The organism is Moheibacter sediminis, assembly GCF_900176425.1.
Lineage (GTDB): Bacteria > Bacteroidota > Bacteroidia > Flavobacteriales > Weeksellaceae > Moheibacter > Moheibacter sediminis.
In genome coordinates, this window is record NZ_FWXS01000003.1 from 259,139 (window position 1) to 281,925 (window position 22,787).

20 protein-coding genes are annotated in these 22,787 nt (G+C 36.0%); all 20 read left to right on the forward strand.

Annotation, left to right across the window (positions count from 1 at the left end; translation table 11 throughout):
- Nucleotides 1-138 precede the first annotated feature (138 nt).
- The 20 genes from B8977_RS06330 (at nt 139) to B8977_RS06430 (ending at nt 22,760) form a co-directional block, all read left to right on the forward strand.
- Nucleotides 139-711 (forward strand): hypothetical protein, encoded by a 573-nt coding sequence (locus B8977_RS06330; RefSeq protein WP_084016835.1) that lies wholly within the window; start codon nt 139-141, stop codon nt 709-711.
- A gap of 18 nt (nt 712-729) precedes the next feature.
- Nucleotides 730-1,440, forward strand: coding sequence for a hypothetical protein (locus tag B8977_RS06335; RefSeq protein WP_084016836.1), 711 nt, complete (start codon nt 730-732; stop codon nt 1,438-1,440).
- Nucleotides 1,441-2,307, forward strand: coding sequence for a hypothetical protein (locus tag B8977_RS06340; protein ID WP_084016837.1), 867 nt, complete (start codon nt 1,441-1,443; stop codon nt 2,305-2,307).
- A 75-nt stretch (nt 2,308-2,382) separates the two neighbouring features.
- On the forward strand, nt 2,383-2,625 hold the full coding sequence (locus tag B8977_RS06345; RefSeq protein ID WP_084016838.1) for a DUF6364 family protein: 243 nt from the start codon (nt 2,383-2,385) through the stop codon (nt 2,623-2,625).
- Complete coding sequence (locus B8977_RS06350) at nt 2,622-3,035, forward strand: type II toxin-antitoxin system VapC family toxin (protein WP_084016839.1); 414 nt, start codon at nt 2,622-2,624, stop codon at nt 3,033-3,035. The genes B8977_RS06345 and B8977_RS06350 overlap by 4 nt, the downstream gene beginning before the upstream one ends.
- A 135-nt stretch (nt 3,036-3,170) precedes the next feature.
- Complete coding sequence (locus B8977_RS06355; protein ID WP_084016840.1) at nt 3,171-4,028, forward strand: phosphoribosyltransferase-like protein; 858 nt, start codon at nt 3,171-3,173, stop codon at nt 4,026-4,028.
- Entirely contained in the window at nt 4,015-4,341 is a 327-nt protein-coding gene (locus tag B8977_RS06360) for a hypothetical protein (protein WP_084016841.1), read from the forward strand. Before B8977_RS06355 ends, B8977_RS06360 begins: the two co-directional genes overlap by 14 nt.
- Nucleotides 4,342-4,501: 160 nt before the next feature.
- Nucleotides 4,502-5,578 (forward strand): reverse transcriptase family protein, encoded by a 1,077-nt coding sequence (locus B8977_RS06365; protein ID WP_084016842.1) that lies wholly within the window; start codon nt 4,502-4,504, stop codon nt 5,576-5,578.
- 159 nt (nt 5,579-5,737) lie between these two features.
- Nucleotides 5,738-7,120, forward strand: coding sequence for a dipeptidase (locus B8977_RS06370; RefSeq protein WP_084016843.1), 1,383 nt, complete (start codon nt 5,738-5,740; stop codon nt 7,118-7,120).
- A gap of 66 nt (nt 7,121-7,186) precedes the next feature.
- Entirely contained in the window at nt 7,187-8,380 is a 1,194-nt protein-coding gene (locus tag B8977_RS06375; protein ID WP_084016844.1) for a leucine-rich repeat domain-containing protein, read from the forward strand.
- A gap of 42 nt (nt 8,381-8,422) precedes the next feature.
- Nucleotides 8,423-8,938, forward strand: coding sequence for a hypothetical protein (locus B8977_RS06380; RefSeq protein WP_084016845.1), 516 nt, complete (start codon nt 8,423-8,425; stop codon nt 8,936-8,938).
- Nucleotides 8,939-9,194: 256 nt separating this feature from the next.
- Nucleotides 9,195-9,635, forward strand: a complete 441-nt coding sequence (gene rplK, locus B8977_RS06385) for a 50S ribosomal protein L11 (RefSeq protein WP_084016846.1) — start codon at nt 9,195-9,197, stop codon at nt 9,633-9,635.
- 20 nt (nt 9,636-9,655) lie between these two features.
- The gene (gene rplA, locus B8977_RS06390) at nt 9,656-10,351 is read left to right on the forward strand and encodes a 50S ribosomal protein L1 (protein WP_084016847.1); all 696 of its coding nucleotides are present in this window, start codon (nt 9,656-9,658) and stop codon (nt 10,349-10,351) included.
- 12 nt (nt 10,352-10,363) lie between these two features.
- The gene (rplJ, locus tag B8977_RS06395; RefSeq protein ID WP_317043190.1) at nt 10,364-10,993 is read left to right on the forward strand and encodes a 50S ribosomal protein L10; all 630 of its coding nucleotides are present in this window, start codon (nt 10,364-10,366) and stop codon (nt 10,991-10,993) included.
- Between the two features lie 115 nt (nt 10,994-11,108).
- The gene (gene rplL, locus B8977_RS06400) at nt 11,109-11,480 is read left to right on the forward strand and encodes a 50S ribosomal protein L7/L12 (RefSeq protein ID WP_084016848.1); all 372 of its coding nucleotides are present in this window, start codon (nt 11,109-11,111) and stop codon (nt 11,478-11,480) included.
- A 418-nt stretch (nt 11,481-11,898) separates the two neighbouring features.
- Nucleotides 11,899-15,732, forward strand: a complete 3,834-nt coding sequence (gene rpoB / locus B8977_RS06410; protein ID WP_084016850.1) for a DNA-directed RNA polymerase subunit beta — start codon at nt 11,899-11,901, stop codon at nt 15,730-15,732.
- A 95-nt stretch (nt 15,733-15,827) separates the two neighbouring features.
- Complete coding sequence (gene rpoC, locus B8977_RS06415; RefSeq protein ID WP_084016851.1) at nt 15,828-20,087, forward strand: DNA-directed RNA polymerase subunit beta'; 4,260 nt, start codon at nt 15,828-15,830, stop codon at nt 20,085-20,087.
- The gene (locus tag B8977_RS06420) at nt 20,087-20,392 is read left to right on the forward strand and encodes a DUF3467 domain-containing protein (RefSeq protein WP_084016852.1); all 306 of its coding nucleotides are present in this window, start codon (nt 20,087-20,089) and stop codon (nt 20,390-20,392) included. The genes rpoC and B8977_RS06420 overlap by 1 nt, the downstream gene beginning before the upstream one ends.
- A gap of 108 nt (nt 20,393-20,500) precedes the next feature.
- Nucleotides 20,501-21,349, forward strand: a complete 849-nt coding sequence (locus B8977_RS06425; protein WP_159447459.1) for a T9SS type A sorting domain-containing protein — start codon at nt 20,501-20,503, stop codon at nt 21,347-21,349.
- Between the two features lie 103 nt (nt 21,350-21,452).
- Nucleotides 21,453-22,760: a dihydrolipoamide acetyltransferase family protein gene (locus B8977_RS06430; RefSeq protein ID WP_084016854.1), complete on the forward strand. Its 1,308-nt coding sequence runs from the start codon at nt 21,453-21,455 to the stop codon at nt 22,758-22,760.
- Nucleotides 22,761-22,787 lie beyond the last annotated feature (27 nt).

The following is a 22,787-nucleotide window of genomic DNA, read 5'->3' on the forward strand; positions in this document are numbered from 1 at the left end:
AGAAGCTGCCATCGTGAGTGCAGGGAATGACATGGCTAGTGCAGGAGTAGCTAAGAGGATTGTAGAATTACTTAGTGGAGTGCGTATTAAACTCTGATAGTTTAATTTATATTTGTGCTATCAACCTTAAAAATAATCATGAAACAAATAATTGTTTTAATATTTTCATTGAGTATTTTATTTTTCTGCAATTGCAAAGGACAAGAAAAAGAAAAATCTTTAAAAATTACTGATTTTGAATTTAATTTGATATTCGGATCGAATGCTAATTATCCCAAAAACACTTATTGTTTACTGGGTTCAGGTTTTTTTAGACCGCCCAGTGCAGAGAATACTAAGAGTTTAATAAGTGAATGGTTAAAAAAGCACCCAGATGCTATAGTCGTTTCGGTATCTTCTTTTGGACCTGTAGATGTTGATGAGCCTGAATCTAAAATTGTTTATAGTTGGGTAATTGATAAGCAAGATACATTGAACAATTATTTAATCAGAAATGGTAGTTTTCCAGGTGGAACCATGATGAGACCAAAAACTTGGGATGAAATGGAAAAATGGCAAAAGGAATTGTATGAGGATAGTGATGAAAAATCTGATGTAGAAGTTTATATCGATCACAAAACGTATGATAATTTCATAGAACAAATAAAAAGTGCTGAGCTATACGCAAGGAAAAATAAGGTTAGAATCTGGAAAAATGAGGGAGATGAATAGCAATGTAAGAATTAATTCATGAGTGTATTTACTTTTCATCTTGCCACCACAACATTTACTTCCGGGTTAAAGGGAATTATAAATCCAACTGTTCTAAAAAATATTCCTGGATTGTTGCATGCTGAATGCATGACTACTATGACATTGGGGGCTCCACTATTTTCCCAATCACGAATATTGATCGGGGAATTGGCTGTGTTTGCGCAATGGGAAAATGAAGAAGCAATAGATAATTTTTTAGAGAATGATAAGTTTGGGAAAATGCTGGCAACGGGTTGGCATACGCGTTTATTGTTTTTGCGTCAATGGGGAACAATAAGTGGATTTGAAATGCCTGAAGAAGTCGATGAATTGAATGATGCGGATGCTCCTGTGGTTGCATTTACCCTTGCACGCATGAGGCTTTTGCAGGTTCCGAGATTTATTCATTGGGGCAGACCTGTTGAAAAATTGGTGCGTGACCATCCCGGAATTACGTTGGCGTTGGCTGCTATCCGATTTCCGAATACTGTTTCAACTTTTTCAGTTTGGAAATCTCAAAAGGAAATGACAGATATGGTTCATGGTCACAGTGCTGTTGAGAAGCCGCAACGTCATGCACAAGCAATGAAAGAACGAGACAGGAAAGACTTTCACTATGAATTTACGACTCTGCGTTTCAAACCGGTTGCGGAATATGGTGTGTGGAAAGGTCGTAGTCACATTATCCCAAATCTAAATTCTAAATAAATGAAATTGGCTTCTCCCAAGCAAAATTTTCAGGATTGGTTTACGCAGCAATGGGCTATCTTTTGGGGCAAGGAAATAGAGTCGAATGATGTTCCTTGGCTGATGGGGGCATTTGGGAAACCCGGAGCAAAAGCCGATGATTTCATACATGAAATTGCGAAAGACAAAGTTTTGGAAATTGAAAGAAATACTGCATCAAACGGACTTTTGGCATCTATTCAAGATTTGAATTTTTCAAGTGAAGAATATAACCGTCTTTCCAAAAATGTTGTGGATTTCTACGAAAAAACTGCGGACTATGAATTGAGTTTTGCTGTAAAATGGAATCCTTTTTTTAAGTTTTTTGGGAAATTGATTAATTATTTATTCAGCAATAGAATTAATCAACTTAATGTACCAACTAATAATTTTGAAAGTTCAAATCAAATCAAGAGTGAAATCATCCGACTCGTAAATCCTGAATCTAAGGAGGTAAAATATACTGTTTGGTACCGAACTTTTGAATCGACTCAGCAGGTTTTATATTCAGGTATTTATTCTACTTGTGAACTTCCTTCGGGGAAAACCTGTATCAAAGCCGTGTTTCCCTTGCCCAATGGAAACGCTACGGTCATCATGACGCCGAGTGTAGGTGTAAACGGGGAACTGCTTTTGATTTCATCGGGGAAAAAGTTTGGTGATGCGGGTTTTTATTTTTTGCTCAATGATTCTAAGGGTAGATTTTGGTCTCAATACATCCGTTCTTTTCAGGATCGCTTAATTGTGAGTTCTGTGGGTGAAAAGTTGGTGGCAACGCAAAAGTTGACGCTTTGGAATTTGAGGGTTTTGGAGTTTCAATATGAAATTAAGAGAAAAGGGGAAGATTGATTCTACTTTCTTATAAATCAAACCAATTTGTAATTCTAAATCCAAATACGTATTTTTGAAAATAAAACACGTATAATGACAACTAAACTTACATTGACTGTCGAGAAATCTGTTATTGAACGGGCAAAGTCTTATGCAAAAAGTACCGGACGAAGTTTGTCTGAATTGATAGAGAATTATTTGGAGACGATTACCCGTGAAAATGGAGACCACGAACTTTCTCCAAGATTAAAAAAAATTGTCGGCGCAGTAAATCTTCCTGCAGATTTTGATGAAGAAACTGAATTGAGATCTGCTATGGAAAAGAAACATCTATGAAAAAAGTATTTCTTGACACGAACATAATTGTCGATTTAATTGCAGACAGAAAGCCTTTCAGTAAATATGCAATTGAAATATTTCAACTGGCGGAAGAAAATAAATTGCAGATTTTCACTTCCTCACATTCTATTGCAACTACACATTATTTACTTAAAAAATATCTGGACGAAAAATCGCTTCGTGAGGTTTTGTATAATCTGCTTGATTTTATAACAATTATTGTTGTTGATACCGATATAATCAAGAAAGGTCTTCGTTCCAATTACAAAGATTTTGAAGATGCTATCCAAATCTTGTGCGCTTCGTCTATTGAAAACATCAATTGTATCATTACTCGTAACGGAAAGGATTTTAAAGGAAGTGAAATTCCGGTTCTAAGTCCGGACGAGTTTTTTTTGAATTTGTAGGTTTTTATGACTTGATTACAATCAGATAAATAATTTAAATATTTTTACTTAATCACATATAAGCATTTAAGTTCCATTTTTAGTAATTTCATCTATATTTGTGTAACTGTAATACTTGAAAAGCACAATACTAGAATGAGTAGTGAAAAATCAATATCTTATTTAATTGAACTTGATAAGATTTTTGAAGAAAAAAAATGGAAAGAAAAAGAAAATTATACTGATGTATTCGAAGCATTGTCAAATTTTTCGAATATAGTATTTGAAAATGATGAGGAATATAATTTATTTCTTGAACTTTTAGAAAGATTTCATTGGATATCATTAAATGATTATTATAACGCTTGTAGACAGTTATTAATCGATTTGATTACAGAACTCAACACAAATAATCAAAATATTTATATTTTTCCAATAATTACAAAAGTCCAACAATCGAAAGTCAAAAGTGGAAATTTTATTGCATATCTAATAAAATCTTTGATACCAACCATCCCAAATAGTGATGTATATAAATTCGAAGATATTAATGCTTTTTCCCAAATACCTAACATTAGATTTAGGAAATCAGATATTTTACTCTTAGTTGATGATTTTATAGGTAGCGGTGAGACATTGGAAAATTGTATAAAAGATATTGGAACTACTAATAAGAATATTGGAGATAAAATTAGAATATTAACAATTGCTATTCGGATGGATACTCATGAGAGATTGTCGAAAAAATATAAAATTTATAAAAATATAGAAGTCTTAAAAGGAATATCAGATTATAATACTGGAGATGATGTTTTGGATAAAAAAAATGTAATGAGAAACATTGAAAAAAGAATTTTCACATCAATTGACGAATATTCGTTAGGTTTCAAGGAATCTGAAAGCTTAATTACATTATTGAGAACTCCTGACAATACTTTTCCCATATTTTGGAGCAATTATAAAAAACAAATAAATTTAAGACCACCTTTTCCAAGACAGTATGAAAAAATTTAATAATAATGAATTATATCAATTATTACATATAATTTGTAATAATGGCAATATTCGAAGACTAGTTAGGGAAGACATAACTTTTATTGAAGTTATTGATAATATTAAAGAATTAACGTTAAAAGGAATACTAAATTATCAAGATGCAAAATTATCTTTAACAAAAGACGGTCTAAAACTTTTTGATGAATTATCAGCGAAATACAAAAATATAGATAAAGATAAATGGATTGAGAAAGAGGAGAAATCAAGATTGGAACATAAAATTGAAATAGATTTTATATATTTACCTGACCAAAATAAATTATATTTTTAATATAATATGGGATGTGAGTCACTAACCCTTATTTGGGAACTAAATTTCAAGCTCAATGAGCTTGTAACTAAGCAAAATCTCCGATATTTGCTTAGTTAAAGCTCATTTTTCCGTTTGGGAGTAATTAATTACTCCCAAACATAAAGGAAACTTTTTTTGTATGGTAGATTTTGAATTATATAAAAAACATTTTAGAGAAAAGGCACTTAATATTGGGTTTTCAGAGGAAATTATAATTAAATGTCTAAATTATAGTGAAAATTTGGTATCGAAAAAATTACCGATTATTTATAATTCATATCATTTAGCTGGATTAGTAGGATACCAACATTCATATTTAAGTAGAGCTATAAATTCAACTGAATTTTTCTATAGAAAATTCAAAATTCAAAAAAAAAACGGAAATTTTCGTGAAATCTCAGAACCTCTTCCTAGTTTAAAAGAAATTCAATATTTTATTCTTGAAGAAATTCTCTACAAGCAAAAGGTCAGTAGATATTGTAAAAGTTATACTCCTAAAAGAAAATTTAGAGAATATTTAAAATATCACACTAACGAAAAACAAATTTTGACATTGGATATTGAAGATTTTTTTCCTTCGATTAAATTCAATAATATTTTTAATTATTTCCTTGCATTAGGATATGCTAAAGATGTCTCCTATTATTTATCTAATCTTTGTACATATGTAACAAAAGGAAAAAAGGGTCAAAGAGTTAATATTTCAAATAGATATTTACCACAAGGTGCACCTACAAGCCCTTATCTATCAAATCTAATTTTATCAGAATTTGATGATTCAGTCGCAAAATTTTGTATTCAAAATCAGCTCAAGTATACTCGTTATGCGGATGATATGACCTTTTCAGGAGGTAATATAAATAAAGAAGACTTAATAACCTTTATAATAGTAGAACTAAATAAAATTGGTTTGAGATTAAATATCGAAAAAACCAATTTTATGAAACAAAATGTACCACAAATTATTTCTGGCGTAATTGTTAATAAAAAAGTCCAATTACCTAAAGCCGAAAGAAATAAAATACGAAATTCAATGTATTACATTTCAAAGTTTGGATTAGAAGATCATCTAAAAAGGACAAATGAAGAGAGAAATTATTATGTATTTCATCTTATAGGTAAAATACAATATGGACTTTCACTAAATCCTGAAGATTTAGAATTAAAACGATACAAGGAGATTCTAATCGAAGAGAAAAAAAAGTACTATAGCTAACGGCTAAATAGAAGTTTAAGATGAATTGAAATTTTCTGTTTCGATTTCCGCCACATTCGCCAAGTCCCAAAATGTTACTAAACAATCTTATTCCCCTTCCAATTTCAGAATTTAAAATGAATTTGTTACATTAGCTTTTTATATCAAACAAAAGTAAAAATGGACGAAACCCAGAAGTTTATCACAGAAAATAAACAACGTTTTTTAGATGAATTAATTGAATTACTGAAAATCCCTTCGGTAAGTGCTGACCCTGCATTTAACCAAGATGTACTCAATACAGCAGATAAAGTTGCCGAATATTTGAAAGCTGCAGGCGCAGACAATGTTGAAGTTTGTGAAACCAGCGGTTATCCGGTAGTATATGGCGAAAAATTGATTGACGCTTCTCTGCCAACTGTTTTAGTATATGGCCACTACGACGTACAGCCTGCAGATCCGTTGGAATTGTGGGAATCGGGACCATTTGAGCCTGTGATCAAGAAAACGGAAATCCACCCTGAAGGGGCAATTTTCGCGCGTGGTTCTGCGGACGACAAAGGACAGTTTTTCATGCATGTAAAAGCTTTTGAAGCGATGAACAAAAGCGGACAGCTTCCTTGCAACATCAAATTTATGATTGAAGGTGAAGAAGAAGTAGGTTCCAGCAGCTTAGGTGAATTTGTGAGAAACAACAAAGAAAAATTAAAGAATGATATCATCCTGATTTCCGATACAGAGATTATTTCCAAAGAACAACCTTCTATTTCAGTTGGTTTGCGTGGATTGAGCTATGTAGAGGTGGAAGTAAAAGGAGCAGATTTGGATATGCACTCTGGTGTTTACGGCGGTGCGGTTCCCAATCCTTTGAATGTTTTGTCGCGAATGATTGCGAAATTGCATGACGACGACGGGCGCATTACGATTCCCGGATTTTATGATGATGTGGAAGAATTGTCTGAACAAGACAGAGCAGATATGGCGAAAATCCCATTTAGCTTAGACAATTATAAAAAATCAATCGGGATTTCCGATATACAAGGAGAAAAAGGATATTCGACTATAGAGAGAGCATCTATCCGTCCAACTTTGGATGTGAACGGAATGTGGGGCGGATACATCGGAAAAGGAGCAAAAACAGTGATTGCTTCGCATGCATTTGCAAAGATTTCGATGCGTTTGGTTCCGGGGCAAGACCCTGAGAAAATCACGAAATTGTTTGTAGATTATTTCCCGACACTTGCACCAAGTTCGGTTGTGGTAAAGGTAATTCCTCATCATGGCGGACAGGCTTATGTGTTGCCAACTTCGGACAAAGGATTCCAGGCGGCTAAGAAAGCAATGACTGAAACTTTTGGGAAAGAAGCTTTGCCTGCAAGAGGCGGAGGAAGCATCCCGATTGTTGCTTTGTTTGAGAAAGAATTGGGTTCGAAATCTGTGTTGATGGGCTTTGGGTTGAATTCAGATGTGATTCATTCACCAAATGAGCATTTCGGATTGTTTAATTTCTACAAAGGAATTGAAACCATACCTTATTTCTTTAAATATTACGTAGAAGGTTAATTCTAAAAATAAAGTTTAAAAGAGGTATTCAAAGTACCTCTTTTTTTATCTTATAAATTTCAATTTATGAAAAAAATCAAAATTATTTTAAGTTTTCTTATGCTGTCATTTGTTTCGAATGTTTACAGTCAGGAAGAAGAATTTCTATCGGGAAAAGCGCCCGAATCGGAGTTTGTTTACAGTCTTCACTTGTATAGTAAAGGATTGAAAGAACTGCCTGATAATTTTTCAGCCTGGAAGGAAATAGAGATTTTGATTTTGGATGACAATGAATTGAATACTTTACCCCCATCCATTAAAAAGCTTACAAAGCTGAGAGAACTTTCAATTCCCAGAAATCAATTCACTTCTTTTCCGGAAGAAATTTTGGAATTAAAAAATTTGAAAACATTGGATGTAGCTAATAACTCGATTCAAAATATTCCGGATGAAATTGGTTCGTTGAGTCAATTGGAATATTTACTTATTTCTGAAACGGGAATTAAAAATCTTCCTGAATCCATTTGCCGGCTTAAAAACCTAGAGATGTTTGCGTTGAGCAGCAATCAATTGAAAACGTTGCCTGATTGTTTGAAAGATATGCCAAAGCTGCAATATTTGTATGTGGGGGAAAATCAATTTGAATCATTTCCAAGTGTTATTACAGAGTTGGTTCATTTGAAAACGCTTGATATTGAGCAAAAAAAATCATTTGAAATCCCGGCTGAAATCAAGAATTTGAAGGATCTTGAAATCATTTATATAGACAAAAATTATTATCAAACTAATAAATCAAAGATTGATAAACTGCTGCCCAAAAAAGCTAAAGTAAATCCTGAACTTCTACCGCCGCCAATTATAGAGCCCATCATAGAAACAGAAACGCAAGATGTTTTTGGAAACGAAAATTGTTTGAATTTTACTGAAAAGATAAAAAATGGTGACATAGTAAAGGAATCACTTTATACATTGGATTTTTCAGGAAATAATGTTTATGCCAAACTGGTAAAAGAATCTTCAGAATACAATGAAAAAGATAAATTGGAAGCTGAAAAGGAAGGTTATACAATTGTTTCAGCTATGGATATAGAATTCTCAAATGGTAATTCTGAAATAAAAAACGGCAATTTGATTTTCACTCCCGCAAATAGTTCTGATGTAAAAACGTTTAAAATTAAATATGAAAAAGACAGTAAGACCATTAAGGAACTAATTGATTCTAAAAAACAAGTTTGGAATAAAGGGAATTGTTATGCTGCTCCGCCAAGCATTGGTTTTTAATTATAATTTTTTATTTTTACGCTTAAATTTTATTAACACACAATGAAAAAATTATTTATAATTGCAGGTTTTCTATCGCTGACTGCTTGTACTAATGATGAAGGTTTATTTACTATCATCGATGGTCCGGTGACTTTGGAAGGAAGTTGGAAATTGACGTCTATGTTGGTCGAAACCCCTGTTGATATCAATGGAGATGGTATTTCAGGTACTGATTTTATGATCGAGTCAGAGTGCTACCAAAATGAAACTGCTGTATTCAGCGCCAACCTCACCGGTCAAACACAATCTACCTCTTATTTAGAAATAGCCGTTTCCGGTAGTTTTCCTGATGATGTGACATTCACTACTGAATGTGTTTTGGAAAATGAGACTACTGATTTTACATGGCTTCAGAATGAAAATACTGTCACGGTCATTACAGAGACAGGGACCATGACAGGAACACTTACGGGAAATGTGTTGACATTTGTAATACCGAATGGTCAGATTTATATGGATGAAAACTTTGAAGTGGTTTTGATGGAAGATTTGACGATGGTTTATACAAAACAGTAATCAAATTTTTTATCAACTTATTTTAAGGTGTATAAATCCATTCTATCTTAATAATTTATAGGTCATCACACTTTTTTTAATTTATATACCTATTAGATTAAATCTTTCTAAAAATCAGTAATTTACTTTTGCTGGATTAAATTATTTTTATACTTTTGCAGTCCGAAAGTAAAATAGGTTATTGTGAGTAATCTAAATTACTGAATAATAAATGCTTCCAAATTCATTTAGTATTCAATTTTATTAAAAAAACAAAATGGCAAAAAAAGTCGAAAAAGTTGTAAAGCTTCAAGTGAAAGGAGGCGCTGCAAATCCATCGCCACCGGTAGGACCGGCATTGGGTGCTGCAGGTGTCAACATCATGGAGTTCTGCAAACAGTTTAATGGACGTACGCAGGAAAAGCAAGGTCAGGTTTTACCGGTTGTAATCACTGTATACCAAGACAAATCTTTTGATTTCATTATCAAAACACCACCTGTTGCTATCCAGTTGATGGACGCTGCAAAGCTTAAAAAAGCATCAGGAGAACCAAATCGTGTGAAAGTAGCAAACATTTCTTGGGATCAAATCCGCACTATTGCTGAGGATAAAATCCAAGATATGAACTGTTTCACTGTAGAGTCTGCAATGAAAATGGTAGCCGGGACGGCTCGTTCTATGGGTATAACCGTAAAAGGAGGTCAAGCTCCCGAGTAAAACATTTAAAAGTTTAGAAAATGGCTCAGTTAACAAAGAAGCAAAAGGAAGCACAAGCTAAAGTAGATAAGAATAAATTATATACTATTGACGAAGCGGCAGCTTTAGTAAAAGATGTAAATACTGCAAAGTTTGATGCATCTGTAGATATAGCGGTTCGCTTGGGAGTAGATCCTAAAAAAGCGAATCAAATGGTACGTGGTGTAGTTTCCCTACCACACGGAACAGGTAAAGACGTAACAGTTTTGGCATTGGTTACACCAGACAAAGAAGCTGAAGCAAAAGCTGCAGGAGCAGATTATGTAGGATTGGATGAGTATTTGGATAAAATCAAAAATGGTTGGACAGATGTTGACGTTATTGTTACTATGCCGGCTGTTATGGGTAAATTAGGTCCATTGGGTCGTGTTTTAGGTCCAAGAGGTTTGATGCCAAATCCAAAAGCAGGAACTGTAACTACAGAAGTAGGAAAAGCAGTTGCAGATGTGAAAGCCGGTAAAATCGACTTCAAAGTTGACCGTTACGGTATCATTCACGCAGCAATCGGAAAAGTATCTTTCGAACCGGAAAAACTCAAGGACAATGCAGCTGAATTAGTTCAGACTTTGCAAAAATTGAAACCAACCGCAGCAAAAGGTCTTTACATGAGAAGCATTACCATCTCAAGCACTATGAGCCCTGGTATTTCTATTGATCCTAAAAGTTTAAACGTATAAAAGTAAGTAATTATGGGAATGACAAAACAACAAAAAGCGCAAATGATCGACGATCTAACCGCTGTATTAGAAGTGTCAAACATAGTTTATCTTGCTGATATCTCAGGTTTAAACGCATCTAATACCACCGAATTGAGAAGGGCTTGCCACAAAGGTGACATCTCTCTTCGTGTAGTTAAAAACACTTTATTGCAAAAAGCAATGGAGCGTATCGAGGATAAAGATTTTTCAGGTTTATATGATTCATTGGCAGGTAACACTGCTTTGATGATTGCTGAAAAAGGAAATGCTCCCGCAAAAGTAATCGAAACATTCAGAAAAAAATCGGACAAACCGGTTTTGAAAGGTGCTTGGATTGAATCAAGTGTTTACGTTGGTGACGACAAATTAGCAGCATTATCAGCATTGAAATCTCGCGAAGAGATGATTGCAGACATCGTTGCATTGTTGAAATCTCCAATCCAGTCTTTGGTTTCTCAATTGCAGAACAAAGACAACGCATCAAAAGAAGAAGGAACTACGGAAGTGGCAGAAGAAACTCCGGCTGTAGAAGCAGCTGCAGAAACTGAAACTCCTGAAGCAACTGAGGCTCCGGCTGAAGAACCTTCTGAATCAGCAGACGAAACACCTGCTGGCGAATAAGCGCACTCATAATAATTATAAACGTTTGAAGTTTAATGTGAATTTTTTAATTAATTGAAACTTAGATTTTGAACAAACAAAAAAAAGTTGTAAAACCAAAAAAAAACATTTAAAAATGGCAGATGTTAAAAAATTAGCTGAAGAGTTAGTAAACTTGACAGTTTTAGAAGTAAATGAATTATCAACAATCTTGAAAGATGAATACGGAATCGAACCAGCTGCTGCTGCAGTTGTAGTTGCTGCAGGTGGTGGTGAAGGTGCTGCTGTTGAAGAGCAAACTGAATTCGACGTAATCTTGAAATCAGGTGGTGCTAGCAAATTGGCTGTAGTTAAATTGGTAAAAGATTTGACAGGTAAAGGTTTGAAAGAAGCAAAAGACTTAGTTGATGGTGCTCCTCAACCAGTAAAAGAAGGAGTTTCTAAAGACGAAGCTGAAGCTTTGAAAAAACAATTAGAAGAAGCTGGTGCTGAAGTTGAATTGAAATAATTCTTATTCACCAAAATAACAAAAGGCTGTCTCATACGAGGCAGCCTTTTTTATTTTTTAAATTTCTAATATCATTTCGGCGAAGGAGAAATCTGTTTTTATTAGGATTGAAATTTAATTATAGAAAATTCATTTGATAAATAATAGATTAATTCGTAGATTTGCAGTCCTTTTGAGAACAATAAATAGTTGTAATTAAGTAAGTTTCTGATTTTGAACTCTTTCGTGTAAACGGAAGAGGAATTTTCATTTATAGCTGCCTCAACTTTTGTTGAATCTAAAAAGGAATAAGAAATATTTTGCACTACACTGTGAAAAGATATACCAGTGTTGCAGTTAAACAAGAGCTAATTTAAGGCAATTGTTTAATATTTTTTGAGCATCAAAATATTTTTTTAACCCATTTCTTAAAATTTTTATGAGTAAAAAAGACAACAAAACTCAGGGAAATCAGAGAATCAGTTTTTCTTCGACCAAAGTTCAATCCGAGTTTCCGGACTTTCTTGACATCCAGATCAAATCTTTTGAAGATTTCTTCCAGTTAGAGACACGTCCAGATCAGAGAGGGAACGAAGGTTTGTACAAAACGTTTGCTGAAAACTTTCCGATTACAGACACCAGAAACCAGTTCGTGCTGGAATTTCTTGATTATTTTGTAGATCCGCCGCGTTACACTATTGACGAGTGTATCGAAAGAGGGCTGACTTACAGTGTTCCGTTGAAAGCACGTATGAAACTTTTTTGTACAGACCCTGAACACGAAGATTTCGAAACCGTTGTACAAGACGTTTATTTGGGGACTATTCCTTATATGACGGCCTCTGGTTCGTTCATCATAAATGGAGCTGAGCGTGTAATCGTTTCTCAGTTGCACCGTTCACCAGGTGTTTTCTTCGGTCAGTCATACCACGCAAACGGTACTAAATTATATTCATCCAGAATTATTCCTTTCAAAGGATCTTGGATTGAATTTGCTACTGACATCAACAGCGTAATGTATGCTTACATCGATCGTAAGAAAAAATTACCTTTGACGACTTTGCTTCGTGCAATCGGATATGAAAGAGATAAAGAAATCTTGGAAATTTTCGACTTGGCAGAGGAAATCAAAGTAAGCAAAGCTTCTATCAAAAAAGCAATGGGAAAAAGACTTGCCGCACGTGTTTTGAACACTTGGCATGAGGATTTCGTAGATGAAGATACAGGAGAAGTTGTTTCTATCGAGCGTAACGAAATTATCCTCGATCGTGAAACAATTATCGAAAAAGAACATTTGGATCAAATCGTTGATTCAGGTGTGAAAACAATTCTTGTTCACAAAGAAGATAACAAATCGGCAGATTATGCCATCATCCACAATACACTTCAAAAAGACCCGACCAATACGGAGAAAGAAGCTGTGGAATATATTTACAGACAATTACGTAACGCAGAACCACCAGATGAGGAAACGGCAAGAGGAATCATTGACAAATTATTCTTCTCTGATCAACGTTATTCATTGGGTGAGGTAGGTCGTTACAGGTTAAATAAAAAATTAGGTTTAAACATTTCTGAAGAAACTCAGGTTTTAACCAAAGAAGACATCATTTCCATCATTAAATATTTGATCGAATTGGTGAATTCAAAAGCTGAGGTTGATGATATCGACCACTTGTCAAACCGTCGTGTAAGAACAGTTGGTGAACAAATGGCAGCTCAGTTCGGAGTAGGTTTGGCGCGTATGGCAAGAACCATCCGTGAAAGAATGAACGTTCGTGACAATGAGGTGTTTACGCCTATTGATTTGATCAATGCAAAAACACTTTCATCTGTTATCAATTCATTCTTCGGAACAAATCAGCTTTCTCAGTTCATGGACCAAACAAATCCACTTTCTGAGATTACGCACAAACGTCGTTTGTCAGCCCTAGGACCTGGAGGTCTTTCCCGTGAAAGAGCAGGTTTCGAGGTACGTGACGTTCACTATACACACTACGGAAGACTTTGTCCGATTGAAACGCCTGAGGGTCCGAACATCGGTTTGATTTCTTCACTTTGTGTATTTGCAAAAGTTAATAATTTAGGTTTCATCGAAACTCCTTACCGCAATGTAAATGATGGTAAAGTTGATTTGTCACAGGAGCCAATTTATCTTTCTGCTGAAGAAGAAGAAGAAAAAGTAATTGCGCAGGCAAATGCTCCGATCAACGAAAAAGGAGAATTCATCAACGACAGGGTAACTGCTCGTGAAGACGGTGATTTCCCGGTTGTTGAGCCAAATCAAGTTCAGTTGATGGACGTTGCTCCCAACCAGATTGCATCTATTTCTGCATCTTTGATTCCTTTCCTGGAACATGATGATGCGAACCGTGCATTGATGGGATCTAACATGATGCGTCAGGCCGTTCCTTTGTTGAAGCCACAAGCTCCAATCGTAGGTACAGGTCTGGAAAAACAAGTTGCAAAAGATTCTCGTATTTTGATTAATGCAGAAAGAGAAGGTACTGTAACTTATGTTGATGCGGACAAAGTTTCTATTCAATACGATAGAACTGAAGATGAAGACATGGTAAGTTTCGATTCTCCGGAAAAAACATACAAATTAACCAAATTCAGAAAAACCAATCAGGGAACTACAATTACTTTGAAACCAATTGTGAAAATTGGAGACAGAGTTTCAAAAGGACAAGTTCTTTGTGAAGGTTATGCAACTGAAAATGGTGAATTGGCAATCGGTCGTAACTTGGTTGTTGCGTTCATGCCTTGGAAAGGATTTAACTTTGAGGATGCGATTGTGATCAACGAAAAAGTTGTTCGTGAAGACTGGTTTACATCGATTCATATTGACGAGTATTCATTAGATGTTCGTGATACAAAATTAGGAATGGAGGAATTGACCCCGGACATTCCAAACGTTTCGGAAGAAGCTACAAAAGATTTGGACGAAAACGGTATGATCCGTATCGGTGCTGAAGTAAAACCTGGCGATATTTTGATCGGAAAAATCACTCCAAAAGGAGAGTCTGATCCAACGCCGGAAGAAAAATTATTGCGTGCAATCTTTGGTGACAAAGCAGGTGATGTAAAAGATGCTTCATTGAAAGCTTCTCCATCTTTGAGAGGTGTAGTAATTGACAAAAAATTATTCTCACGAAGCATCAAAGATAAGAGAAGAAGATCTCAGGACAAAGCAATCATCGACAGCGTTGAAGGAGAATTTGATACTAAATTTGACGAATTACGTGAAAGATTATTAGACAAATTATTCATTCTTTTAGACGGAAAAACTTCTCAAGGTGTATTCAACGACTTGAATGAAGAAGTTATCAAAAAAGGAACGAAATATTCTAAAAAAGCATTGTCAAGTGTTGAAGATTATTTGAACTTAACAGGAGCAGAAAGTGTTTGGGTAGTTGACGAAGACAAAAACGACCAAGTAAAAGAATTGCTTCACAATTATAAAATCAAACACAATGATTTGCAAGGTGCATTGAACCGTGAAAGATTTACTATTTCGGTTGGAGATGAATTACCTGCAGGAATCGTGAAATTGGCTAAAATCTACATCGCTAAAAAACGTAAGTTGAAAGTGGGTGATAAGATGGCAGGCCGTCACGGTAACAAAGGTATCGTGTCTAGAATCGTTCGTGATGAAGACATGCCTTTCTTAGAAGACGGAACACCGGTTGACATTGTATTGAATCCACTTGGGGTACCTTCTCGTATGAACATCGGTCAGATTTTCGAAACTGTATTAGGTTGGGCTGGTATGAAATTGGGTGAAACCTATGCAACGCCAATTTTTGACGGAGCTAAAATTGAACAAATCAACGAGTTAACTGACAAAGCAGGTGTGCCAAGATTCGGTACAACATACTTGTACGATGGTGGAACAGGAGAAAGATTTGCGCAGCAAGCAACCGTTGGTGTGATTTACATGTTGAAATTAGGACACATGGTAGATGACAAAATGCACTCGCGCTCTATCGGACCATACTCTTTGATTACGCAACAGCCTTTGGGTGGGAAAGCACAATTTGGTGGTCAGCGTTTCGGAGAGATGGAGGTTTGGGCACTCGAAGCATTCGGTGCATCTAACATCCTTCGTGAAATTTTGACTGTGAAATCAGATGACGTGATTGGTAGAGCTAAAACTTACGAAGCAATCGTAAAAGGTGAGCCGATGCCAGAACCTGGAATTCCAGAATCGTTCAACGTATTGTTGCACGAATTACAAGGTCTTGGATTAGACATAACATTGGAAGAATAAATTCTTACTTTTCGTGTCATTCTTAACGAGTGAAACGGAGTAAAGAATCTAAATTCAACCATTATTAAATTTATAATTGATTAGAAAAAATCATTATGTCAACAAAAAACAAAACAAGTAAATTTACAAAAATCCGTATCGGGTTAGCATCTCCCGAATCTATTTTACAAGATTCAAGAGGAGAAGTTCTAAAACCTGAAACGATTAACTATAGAACACACAAACCTGAACGTGACGGTTTGTTTTGTGAGAGAATTTTCGGACCTGTAAAAGATTACGAATGTGCCTGTGGTAAATACAAAAGAATCCGATACAAAGGAATAGTTTGTGACCGCTGTGGTGTAGAAGTTACAGAAAAGAAAGTTCGTCGTGAGCGCATTGGACACATCAATTTGGTGGTTCCGGTTGCACACATTTGGTACTTCCGTTCATTGCCAAACAAAATTGGTTATGTATTGGGATTGCCATCGAAAAAATTGGATATGATTATCTATTACGAAAGATACATCGTTATCCAAGCCGGTATTGCTAAAGCTCCTGAAGGTGGAGAATTGGCAAGATTGGAATTCTTGACAGAAGAAGAATACCTTGATATTTTAGAAACACTTCCTTCTGACAACCAGTATTTGGAAGACACCGACCCTAACAAATTCATCGCGAAAATGGGAGCGGAAGCATTAGAAGATTTGTTGAGAAGAACAGATTTAGATGCTTTGTCTTACGAATTGCGTCACAAAGCGCACCACGAAACTTCGAAACAAAGAAGAACCGAGGCGTTGAAAAGATTGCAGGTTGTGGAATCACTTCGTGAATCTAACATCGACCACGTAAACCGTCCGGAATGGATGATCATGCGTGTCGTTCCTGTAATTCCACCAGAATTGAGACCATTGGTGCCGCTAGATGGTGGACGTTTCGCAACTTCGGATTTGAATGACCTTTACCGTCGTGTGATTATCCGTAACAACCGTTTGAAAAGATTGATGGAAATCAAAGCGCCGGAAGTAATCTTGCGTAATGAAAAACGCATGTTGCAGGAATCTGTCGATTCATTATTTGACAACACAAGAAAAGCTTCTGCGGTAAAAGCAGATGGAAACCGTCCGTTGAAATCTCTTTCTGATTCATTGAAAGGTAAGCAAGGTCGTTTCCGTCAGAACTTACTTGGAAAACGTGTGGATTATTCTGCTCGTTCGGTAATTGTCGTAGGGCCAAGCTTGAAATTATACGAGTGTGGATTGCCAAAAGACATGGCAGCTGAATTGTACAAACCATTCATCGTTCGTAAATTGATCGAAAGAGGAATAGTAAAAACAGTTAAATCTGCAAAGAAAATCATCGATAGAAAAGAGCCTGTTGTTTGGGATATCTTGGAAAATGTATTGAAAGGACACCCGGTTTTATTGAACCGTGCTCCAACTTTGCACCGTTTAGGAATCCAGGCATTCCAGCCAAAATTGATTGAAGGTAAAGCAATCCAATTGCACCCATTGGTGTGTACTGCATTCAACGCCGATTTTGACGGTGACCAGATGGCGGTTCACTTACCATTAGGGCCGGAAGCGATTTTGGAAGCGCAGTTATTGATGTTGGCTTCTCAAAACGTATTGAACCCTGCAAATGGTTCACCGATTACGGTACCTTCTCAGGACATGGTTTTGGGTCTTTATTACATGACCAAAGCTTCGAAACAAGGAAAAGGACACGGAATTACGTTCTATTCTCCGGAAGAAGTGGAAATTGCTTACAATGAAAAAAGTGTTGAATTAAATGCTCAGATCAAAGTAAAAACTACAGTTCGTGAAGGTGAAGAATTAGTTCAAAAAATAATTGAAACTACAGTTGGTAGAGTTTTGTTCAACCAAATCGTACCAAAAGAAGTTGGATATGTAAATGAAGTTCTTACAAAGAAATCTTTGAGGACTATTATTAATAATATCTTGAAAATCACTGACTTCCCTACAACTGCAGCTTTCCTTGATGAAATGAAAGATCTTGGATTTAAAAATGCATTTGAAGGTGGATTGTCATTCAGTTTAGGTGATATTTTGATTCCGGATCAGAAAAAAGATTTGATTGATGATGCGATTAATCAAGTTGAAAATATCAAGGTAAACTACAACATGGGATTGATCACCAATAACGAACGTTACAATCAGGTAATCGACGTTTGGACCAATACCAACGCGACTTTGACTGAAATCGTAATGAAACGTATGATAGAAGACAAAGACGGATTTAACTCAGTTTACATGATGCTTGATTCTGGGGCGCGTGGTTCGAAAGAGCAGATTCGTCAGTTGTCAGGTATGCGTGGATTGATGGCGAAACCGCAGAAAGCAGGTTCGTCAGGAGGGGAGATCATCGAAAATCCGATTGTATCAAACTTCCGTGAAGGTCTTTCTATCTTGGAGTACTTTATTTCAACGCACGGTGCACGTAAAGGTTTGGCAGATACCGCTTTGAAAACGGCGGATGCGGGTTACTTAACTCGTCGTTTGGTTGACGTTGCGCAAGACGTAATCGTGATGGAAGAAGATTGTGCTACTTTGAGAGGAACACAAGTTGCAGCATTGAAGAAAAACGAAGAAATCGTTGAATCTCTTGCATCTAGAATTTTAGGTAGAACTTCGTTACACGATGTTTACAATATGGATACGGGAGAGAAATTAATTTCTGCCGATCAAATTATCAAAGAAGAAGCTGCAGATGCTATCCAAGCTGCCGGAATCGAAATCGTAGAAGTTCGTTCTCCATTGACTTGTGAAGCTAAAACAGGTATCTGTGCAGCATGTTACGGTCGTAACCTTGCAACCGGAAAACCGGTTCAGAAAGGTGAAGCTGTTGGTGTTGTTGCCGCTCAGTCAATTGGTGAGCCGGGTACGCAGTTGACACTTCGTACGTTCCACGTTGGAGGAACTGCAGGTAACGTTTCTGAACAGTCTTCATTACTTGCAAAAGCAAACGGACGTGTAGATTTCGACGATTTGAGAACTGTAAAAAGTGAAGATGAATCAGGAAATATAGCTGACGTTGTAGTTTCTCGTTCAACTGAGATGAAATTAATCGATGCGGACGGAAACGTTCGTATGACCAATAACATCGCGTATGGTTCGATTTTGAGAGTTCAGGATGGTGCAACAGTTTCAAAAGGAGATGTCATCTCTAGCTGGGATCCATATAACGGGGTAATCATTGCTGAATCTGCCGGTAAGGTTGAATATGAAAATATTGAACAAGGTTCAACTTTCCAATTGGAAATTGACGAACAAACCGGATTCCAGGAGAAAGTAATTTCTGAATCTCGTAACAAAAAATTGATTCCTACCCTGAAAGTAATTATTTCAGGAGAAGAAGAAAAGAATTATAACCTTCCGGTTGGTGCCCACTTGATTGTAAATGATGGTGAGAAAATTAAAGCCGGTAAAATTTTGGTGAAAATTCCTCGTCGCTCTGCAAAATCAGGAGATATTACAGGAGGTTTACCGCGTGTTACCGAGTTGTTCGAAGCACGTAACCCTTCCAATCCTGCAGTTGTTGCTGAGATTGACGGTGTGGTTTCTTTCGGTAAAATCAAACGTGGTAACCGTGAAATCATGGTGGAGTCAAAAACAGGAGAAAAATCTACTTATTTGGTTAAATTATCTAACCAGATTTTGGTTCAGGAAAATGACTTTATCCGCGCCGGTTTCCCATTGTCAGAAGGGGCAACTACTCCGGAAGATATCTTGAGAATCAAAGGGCCAACTGCCGTTCAGGAATATTTGGTTAATGAAATTCAGGAGGTTTACCGTTTGCAAGGGGTAAAAATCGATGACAAACACTTTGAAATTATCGTTCGTCAGATGATGCGTAAAGTTAGAATCGTTGATTCTGGTGATACAAGATTCTTGGAAGACAGCTTGGAACACAAAGATGATTTCTTGGAAGAAAACGACAGAATTTTCGGAATGAAAGTCGTGGAAGATTCTGGAGACAGCACCGAATTGAATCCGGGACAAATCATTTCTTCAAGAGAATTACGCGATGAAAATTCTAAATTGAAACGTGAAGATAAAAACCTTGTTTCTGCAAGAGATGCTATGCCTGCAACGGCTCAGCCAATTTTACAAGGTATCACAAGAGCTTCACTTCAAACGAAATCATTCATGTCAGCGGCATCTTTCCAGGAAACAACAAAAGTATTGAACGAAGCTGCTGTTGCCGGGAAAAGAGACGACTTAAACGGTTTGAAAGAAAACGTTATCGTTGGTCACTTAATCCCTGCAGGAACAGGATTGAAAGAATACCAAAGCATCATCGTGGGTTCTAATAAAGAATATGAAGAATTGGTAAATGCTAAATCAGTACTATAATGAGCGAAGAAAAAAAACAAAACATAGACATCGAAATCAATGATCAGGTATCAGACGGAATTTATTCAAACCTGGCAGTGATCAATCATTCACCTACCGAATTTGTGGTAGATTTCATTCAGATGATGCCCGGCGTTCCAAAAGCGAGAGTGAAGTCAAGAATTATCCTGACACCTCAGCACGCGAAACGTTTGGTCAATGCACTGGCTGAAAATGTTCGCCGATATGAAGCTCAATTCGGTGAAGTAAAAGAGCAGCAATCAACCGCGATGCCATTTAATTTTGGCCCTCCGGGAGAAGCATAAATTTTCTAAAAACCTCGTCGAAAGACGGGGTTTTTTTATGGTTTAATTTTAAGTATATTAGTTTTAATTTTAATAATAATGAAAAATCTTTTATTCCTTTTTTTCATAATGTTTCACATCTGCGTCAATTCGCAGAGCTATACACCTTTGCTAGATAATCGAAATGAGTGGAATCTGATAAGTTGTTACTTAGGGGATTGTTTCAAAGATGTATATTATACTGATGGTGATACGATTGTAAATGCTCAAAATCACAAAATCCTCGATGGTTACCATTATATTTCAAGAACTTTTCTTTTGCGGGAAAATGTTTCTGAAAAAAAGGTTTATCTGACCACAACAATTGATGGGAATATTAGAGAATATTTGATGTATGATTTTAACTTAGAAGAAGGAGATTCAATTAATTTAGAAAATCCAATCACACCCTTTCCCCCAGAAGGCGGATATTTTCGCCTTGATTCAATTAGAATTAATCCAATTACTCAGAGCGAAACAGGTAAGTTTTTTTATTTTTCTCCTACAATTTCAAATACTGAAAGTCAGGGATACTATCCGATTTGGGTAGAAGGAATGGGGTCGCTTTCGATAATCAATGCACCGGGCGGTAATCCGGATTATGATGGGGTAGGTAAAGTTAGCTGTTTCTTTAAAAATGAAAATTTATTTTATTTCGATGATGAAATGACTGATCAGTGTACTTCTACAATGTCAATAAAATCAGAAGATTTTTCAGGTTTTAAATTTACAGTTCATAATTCTAAAGGAATTCTAAAAGGGACAACACCTATAGATAAAATTGAAATTTATGATTTATCAGGAAAAAAACATCTTTCAAAATTTGTATCAAAAAAAGATTTTTTAGAATTTGATTTAAGAGGATTGAGCAAAGGAATTTATGTATTGCAGATTCATGAACCTAAAAAAATAACTAAGATTTCATTTATTATGAAATAATTAATCCATACCTCAATAAAAGTATAAGAAACATATATGCTTAGATTGAATTATAACTTTCCTAAAAATTAAGTAAATTTGCCACTCAAAACAAATAAAAGCTATGTCAGATTATAAATTGATTTTGCCTGCAATGGGTGAGGGCGTGATGGAAGCCACAGTAATCAGTTGGTTAAAAAAAGTAGGCGATCCGATTGCTGAAGACGAATCAGTAGTAGAAATTGCAACTGATAAGGTGGATTCAGATGTTCCGTCTCCTGTAGCCGGTGTTTTGAAGGAGATTTTGATCGATGTAGATGGCGTTGCAAAAATTGGTGAGCCGATTGCTATACTCGAAATAGAAGGAGGTACAGCTTCAACTCAAAGTTCCGAACCTTCTCAGGCTTCTTCTCCTCAATCTGAGCAAGCTGTTGTTGCAGAACTAGAAAAAACATTGACTCAAAATACAGAGAACTTTGATGCTTCAACTTCCGATAAATTTTATTCACCTTTGGTAAAGTCCATCGCACAAGCAGAAAATATATCTGTTTCTGAATTGGATCAAATAAAAGGTTCAGGAAAAGAAGGCAGAGTTACTAAGGAAGATTTGCTGAAATTTGTGGAAGATAAGAAGTCAGGAAAAGCTTCTGCTCCTGCTCAGGCTTCAACAACCGTTCAAGTTCAGGCTCCAACTTCAACTGCGCAGCCTCAGGTTATTTCAGGTGGTGATGAAATCATCGAAATGGACAGAATGCGTAAGATGATAGCACAAAACATGGTGGCAAGCAAACAAACAGCTCCTCACGTTACTTCATTCATCGAAGCTGATGTGACAAATATTGTTCTTTGGAGAGAGAAAAACAAGGATGAATTTCAAAAGAAAAATGGTGAGAAAATTACTTTTATGCCGATTTTCATTGAAGCCATCGCAAAAGCAATTAAAGATTTCCCAATGATCAATGTTTCGGTCAACGGAGACCAAATCATCAAAAAGAAAAATATAAATATAGGTATGGCGGCAGCTTTACCAACAGGAAATTTAATTGTTCCTGTAATAAAAAATGCAGATCAATACAGTTTGGCCGGACTAGCAAAACAAGTCAATGATTTGGCCAATCGCTCACGTCAAAATAAATTGAAACCAGATGAAATTCAAGGTGGAACTTATACGATTACCAATATCGGAAGTTTCGGAAATACATTGGGAACACCAATCATTCCACAACCGCAAGTTGCAATTTTAGCTGTAGGAGCGATCATCAAAAAACCGGCGGTGATTGAAACGCCGCAAGGTGATGTGATTGCCATCCGTCACAAAATGTATCTGTCTCATGCTTATGACCACCGTGTTGTGGATGGTGCTTTGGGAGGAATGTTTGTGCAGCGGGTGGCTCAGTATTTGGAAGCATTTGATTTGAATACTTCGTTTTAAATAAAAAAAACCACTCTCAAAGAGTGG

Bases quoted from the DNA above. Each gene is read 5' to 3' on its own strand.
- B8977_RS06330 (WP_084016835.1), top strand. From the start codon at position 139: ATGAAACAAATAATTGTTTTAATATTTTCATTGAGTATTTTATTTTTC.
- B8977_RS06335 (WP_084016836.1), top strand. From the start codon at position 730: ATGAGTGTATTTACTTTTCATCTTGCCACCACAACATTTACTTCCGGG.
- B8977_RS06340 (WP_084016837.1), top strand. From the start codon at position 1,441: ATGAAATTGGCTTCTCCCAAGCAAAATTTTCAGGATTGGTTTACGCAG.
- B8977_RS06345 (WP_084016838.1), top strand. From the start codon at position 2,383: ATGACAACTAAACTTACATTGACTGTCGAGAAATCTGTTATTGAACGG.
- B8977_RS06350 (WP_084016839.1), top strand. From the start codon at position 2,622: ATGAAAAAAGTATTTCTTGACACGAACATAATTGTCGATTTAATTGCA.
- B8977_RS06355 (WP_084016840.1), top strand. From the start codon at position 3,171: ATGAGTAGTGAAAAATCAATATCTTATTTAATTGAACTTGATAAGATT.
- B8977_RS06360 (WP_084016841.1), top strand. From the start codon at position 4,015: ATGAAAAAATTTAATAATAATGAATTATATCAATTATTACATATAATT.
- B8977_RS06365 (WP_084016842.1), top strand. From the start codon at position 4,502: ATGGTAGATTTTGAATTATATAAAAAACATTTTAGAGAAAAGGCACTT.
- B8977_RS06370 (WP_084016843.1), top strand. From the start codon at position 5,738: ATGGACGAAACCCAGAAGTTTATCACAGAAAATAAACAACGTTTTTTA.
- B8977_RS06375 (WP_084016844.1), top strand. From the start codon at position 7,187: ATGAAAAAAATCAAAATTATTTTAAGTTTTCTTATGCTGTCATTTGTT.
- B8977_RS06380 (WP_084016845.1), top strand. From the start codon at position 8,423: ATGAAAAAATTATTTATAATTGCAGGTTTTCTATCGCTGACTGCTTGT.
- rplK (WP_084016846.1), top strand. From the start codon at position 9,195: ATGGCAAAAAAAGTCGAAAAAGTTGTAAAGCTTCAAGTGAAAGGAGGC.
- rplA (WP_084016847.1), top strand. From the start codon at position 9,656: ATGGCTCAGTTAACAAAGAAGCAAAAGGAAGCACAAGCTAAAGTAGAT.
- rplJ (WP_317043190.1), top strand. From the start codon at position 10,364: ATGGGAATGACAAAACAACAAAAAGCGCAAATGATCGACGATCTAACC.
- rplL (WP_084016848.1), top strand. From the start codon at position 11,109: ATGGCAGATGTTAAAAAATTAGCTGAAGAGTTAGTAAACTTGACAGTT.
- rpoB (WP_084016850.1), top strand. From the start codon at position 11,899: ATGAGTAAAAAAGACAACAAAACTCAGGGAAATCAGAGAATCAGTTTT.
- rpoC (WP_084016851.1), top strand. From the start codon at position 15,828: ATGTCAACAAAAAACAAAACAAGTAAATTTACAAAAATCCGTATCGGG.
- B8977_RS06420 (WP_084016852.1), top strand. From the start codon at position 20,087: ATGAGCGAAGAAAAAAAACAAAACATAGACATCGAAATCAATGATCAG.
- B8977_RS06425 (WP_159447459.1), top strand. From the start codon at position 20,501: ATGTTTCACATCTGCGTCAATTCGCAGAGCTATACACCTTTGCTAGAT.
- B8977_RS06430 (WP_084016854.1), top strand. From the start codon at position 21,453: ATGTCAGATTATAAATTGATTTTGCCTGCAATGGGTGAGGGCGTGATG.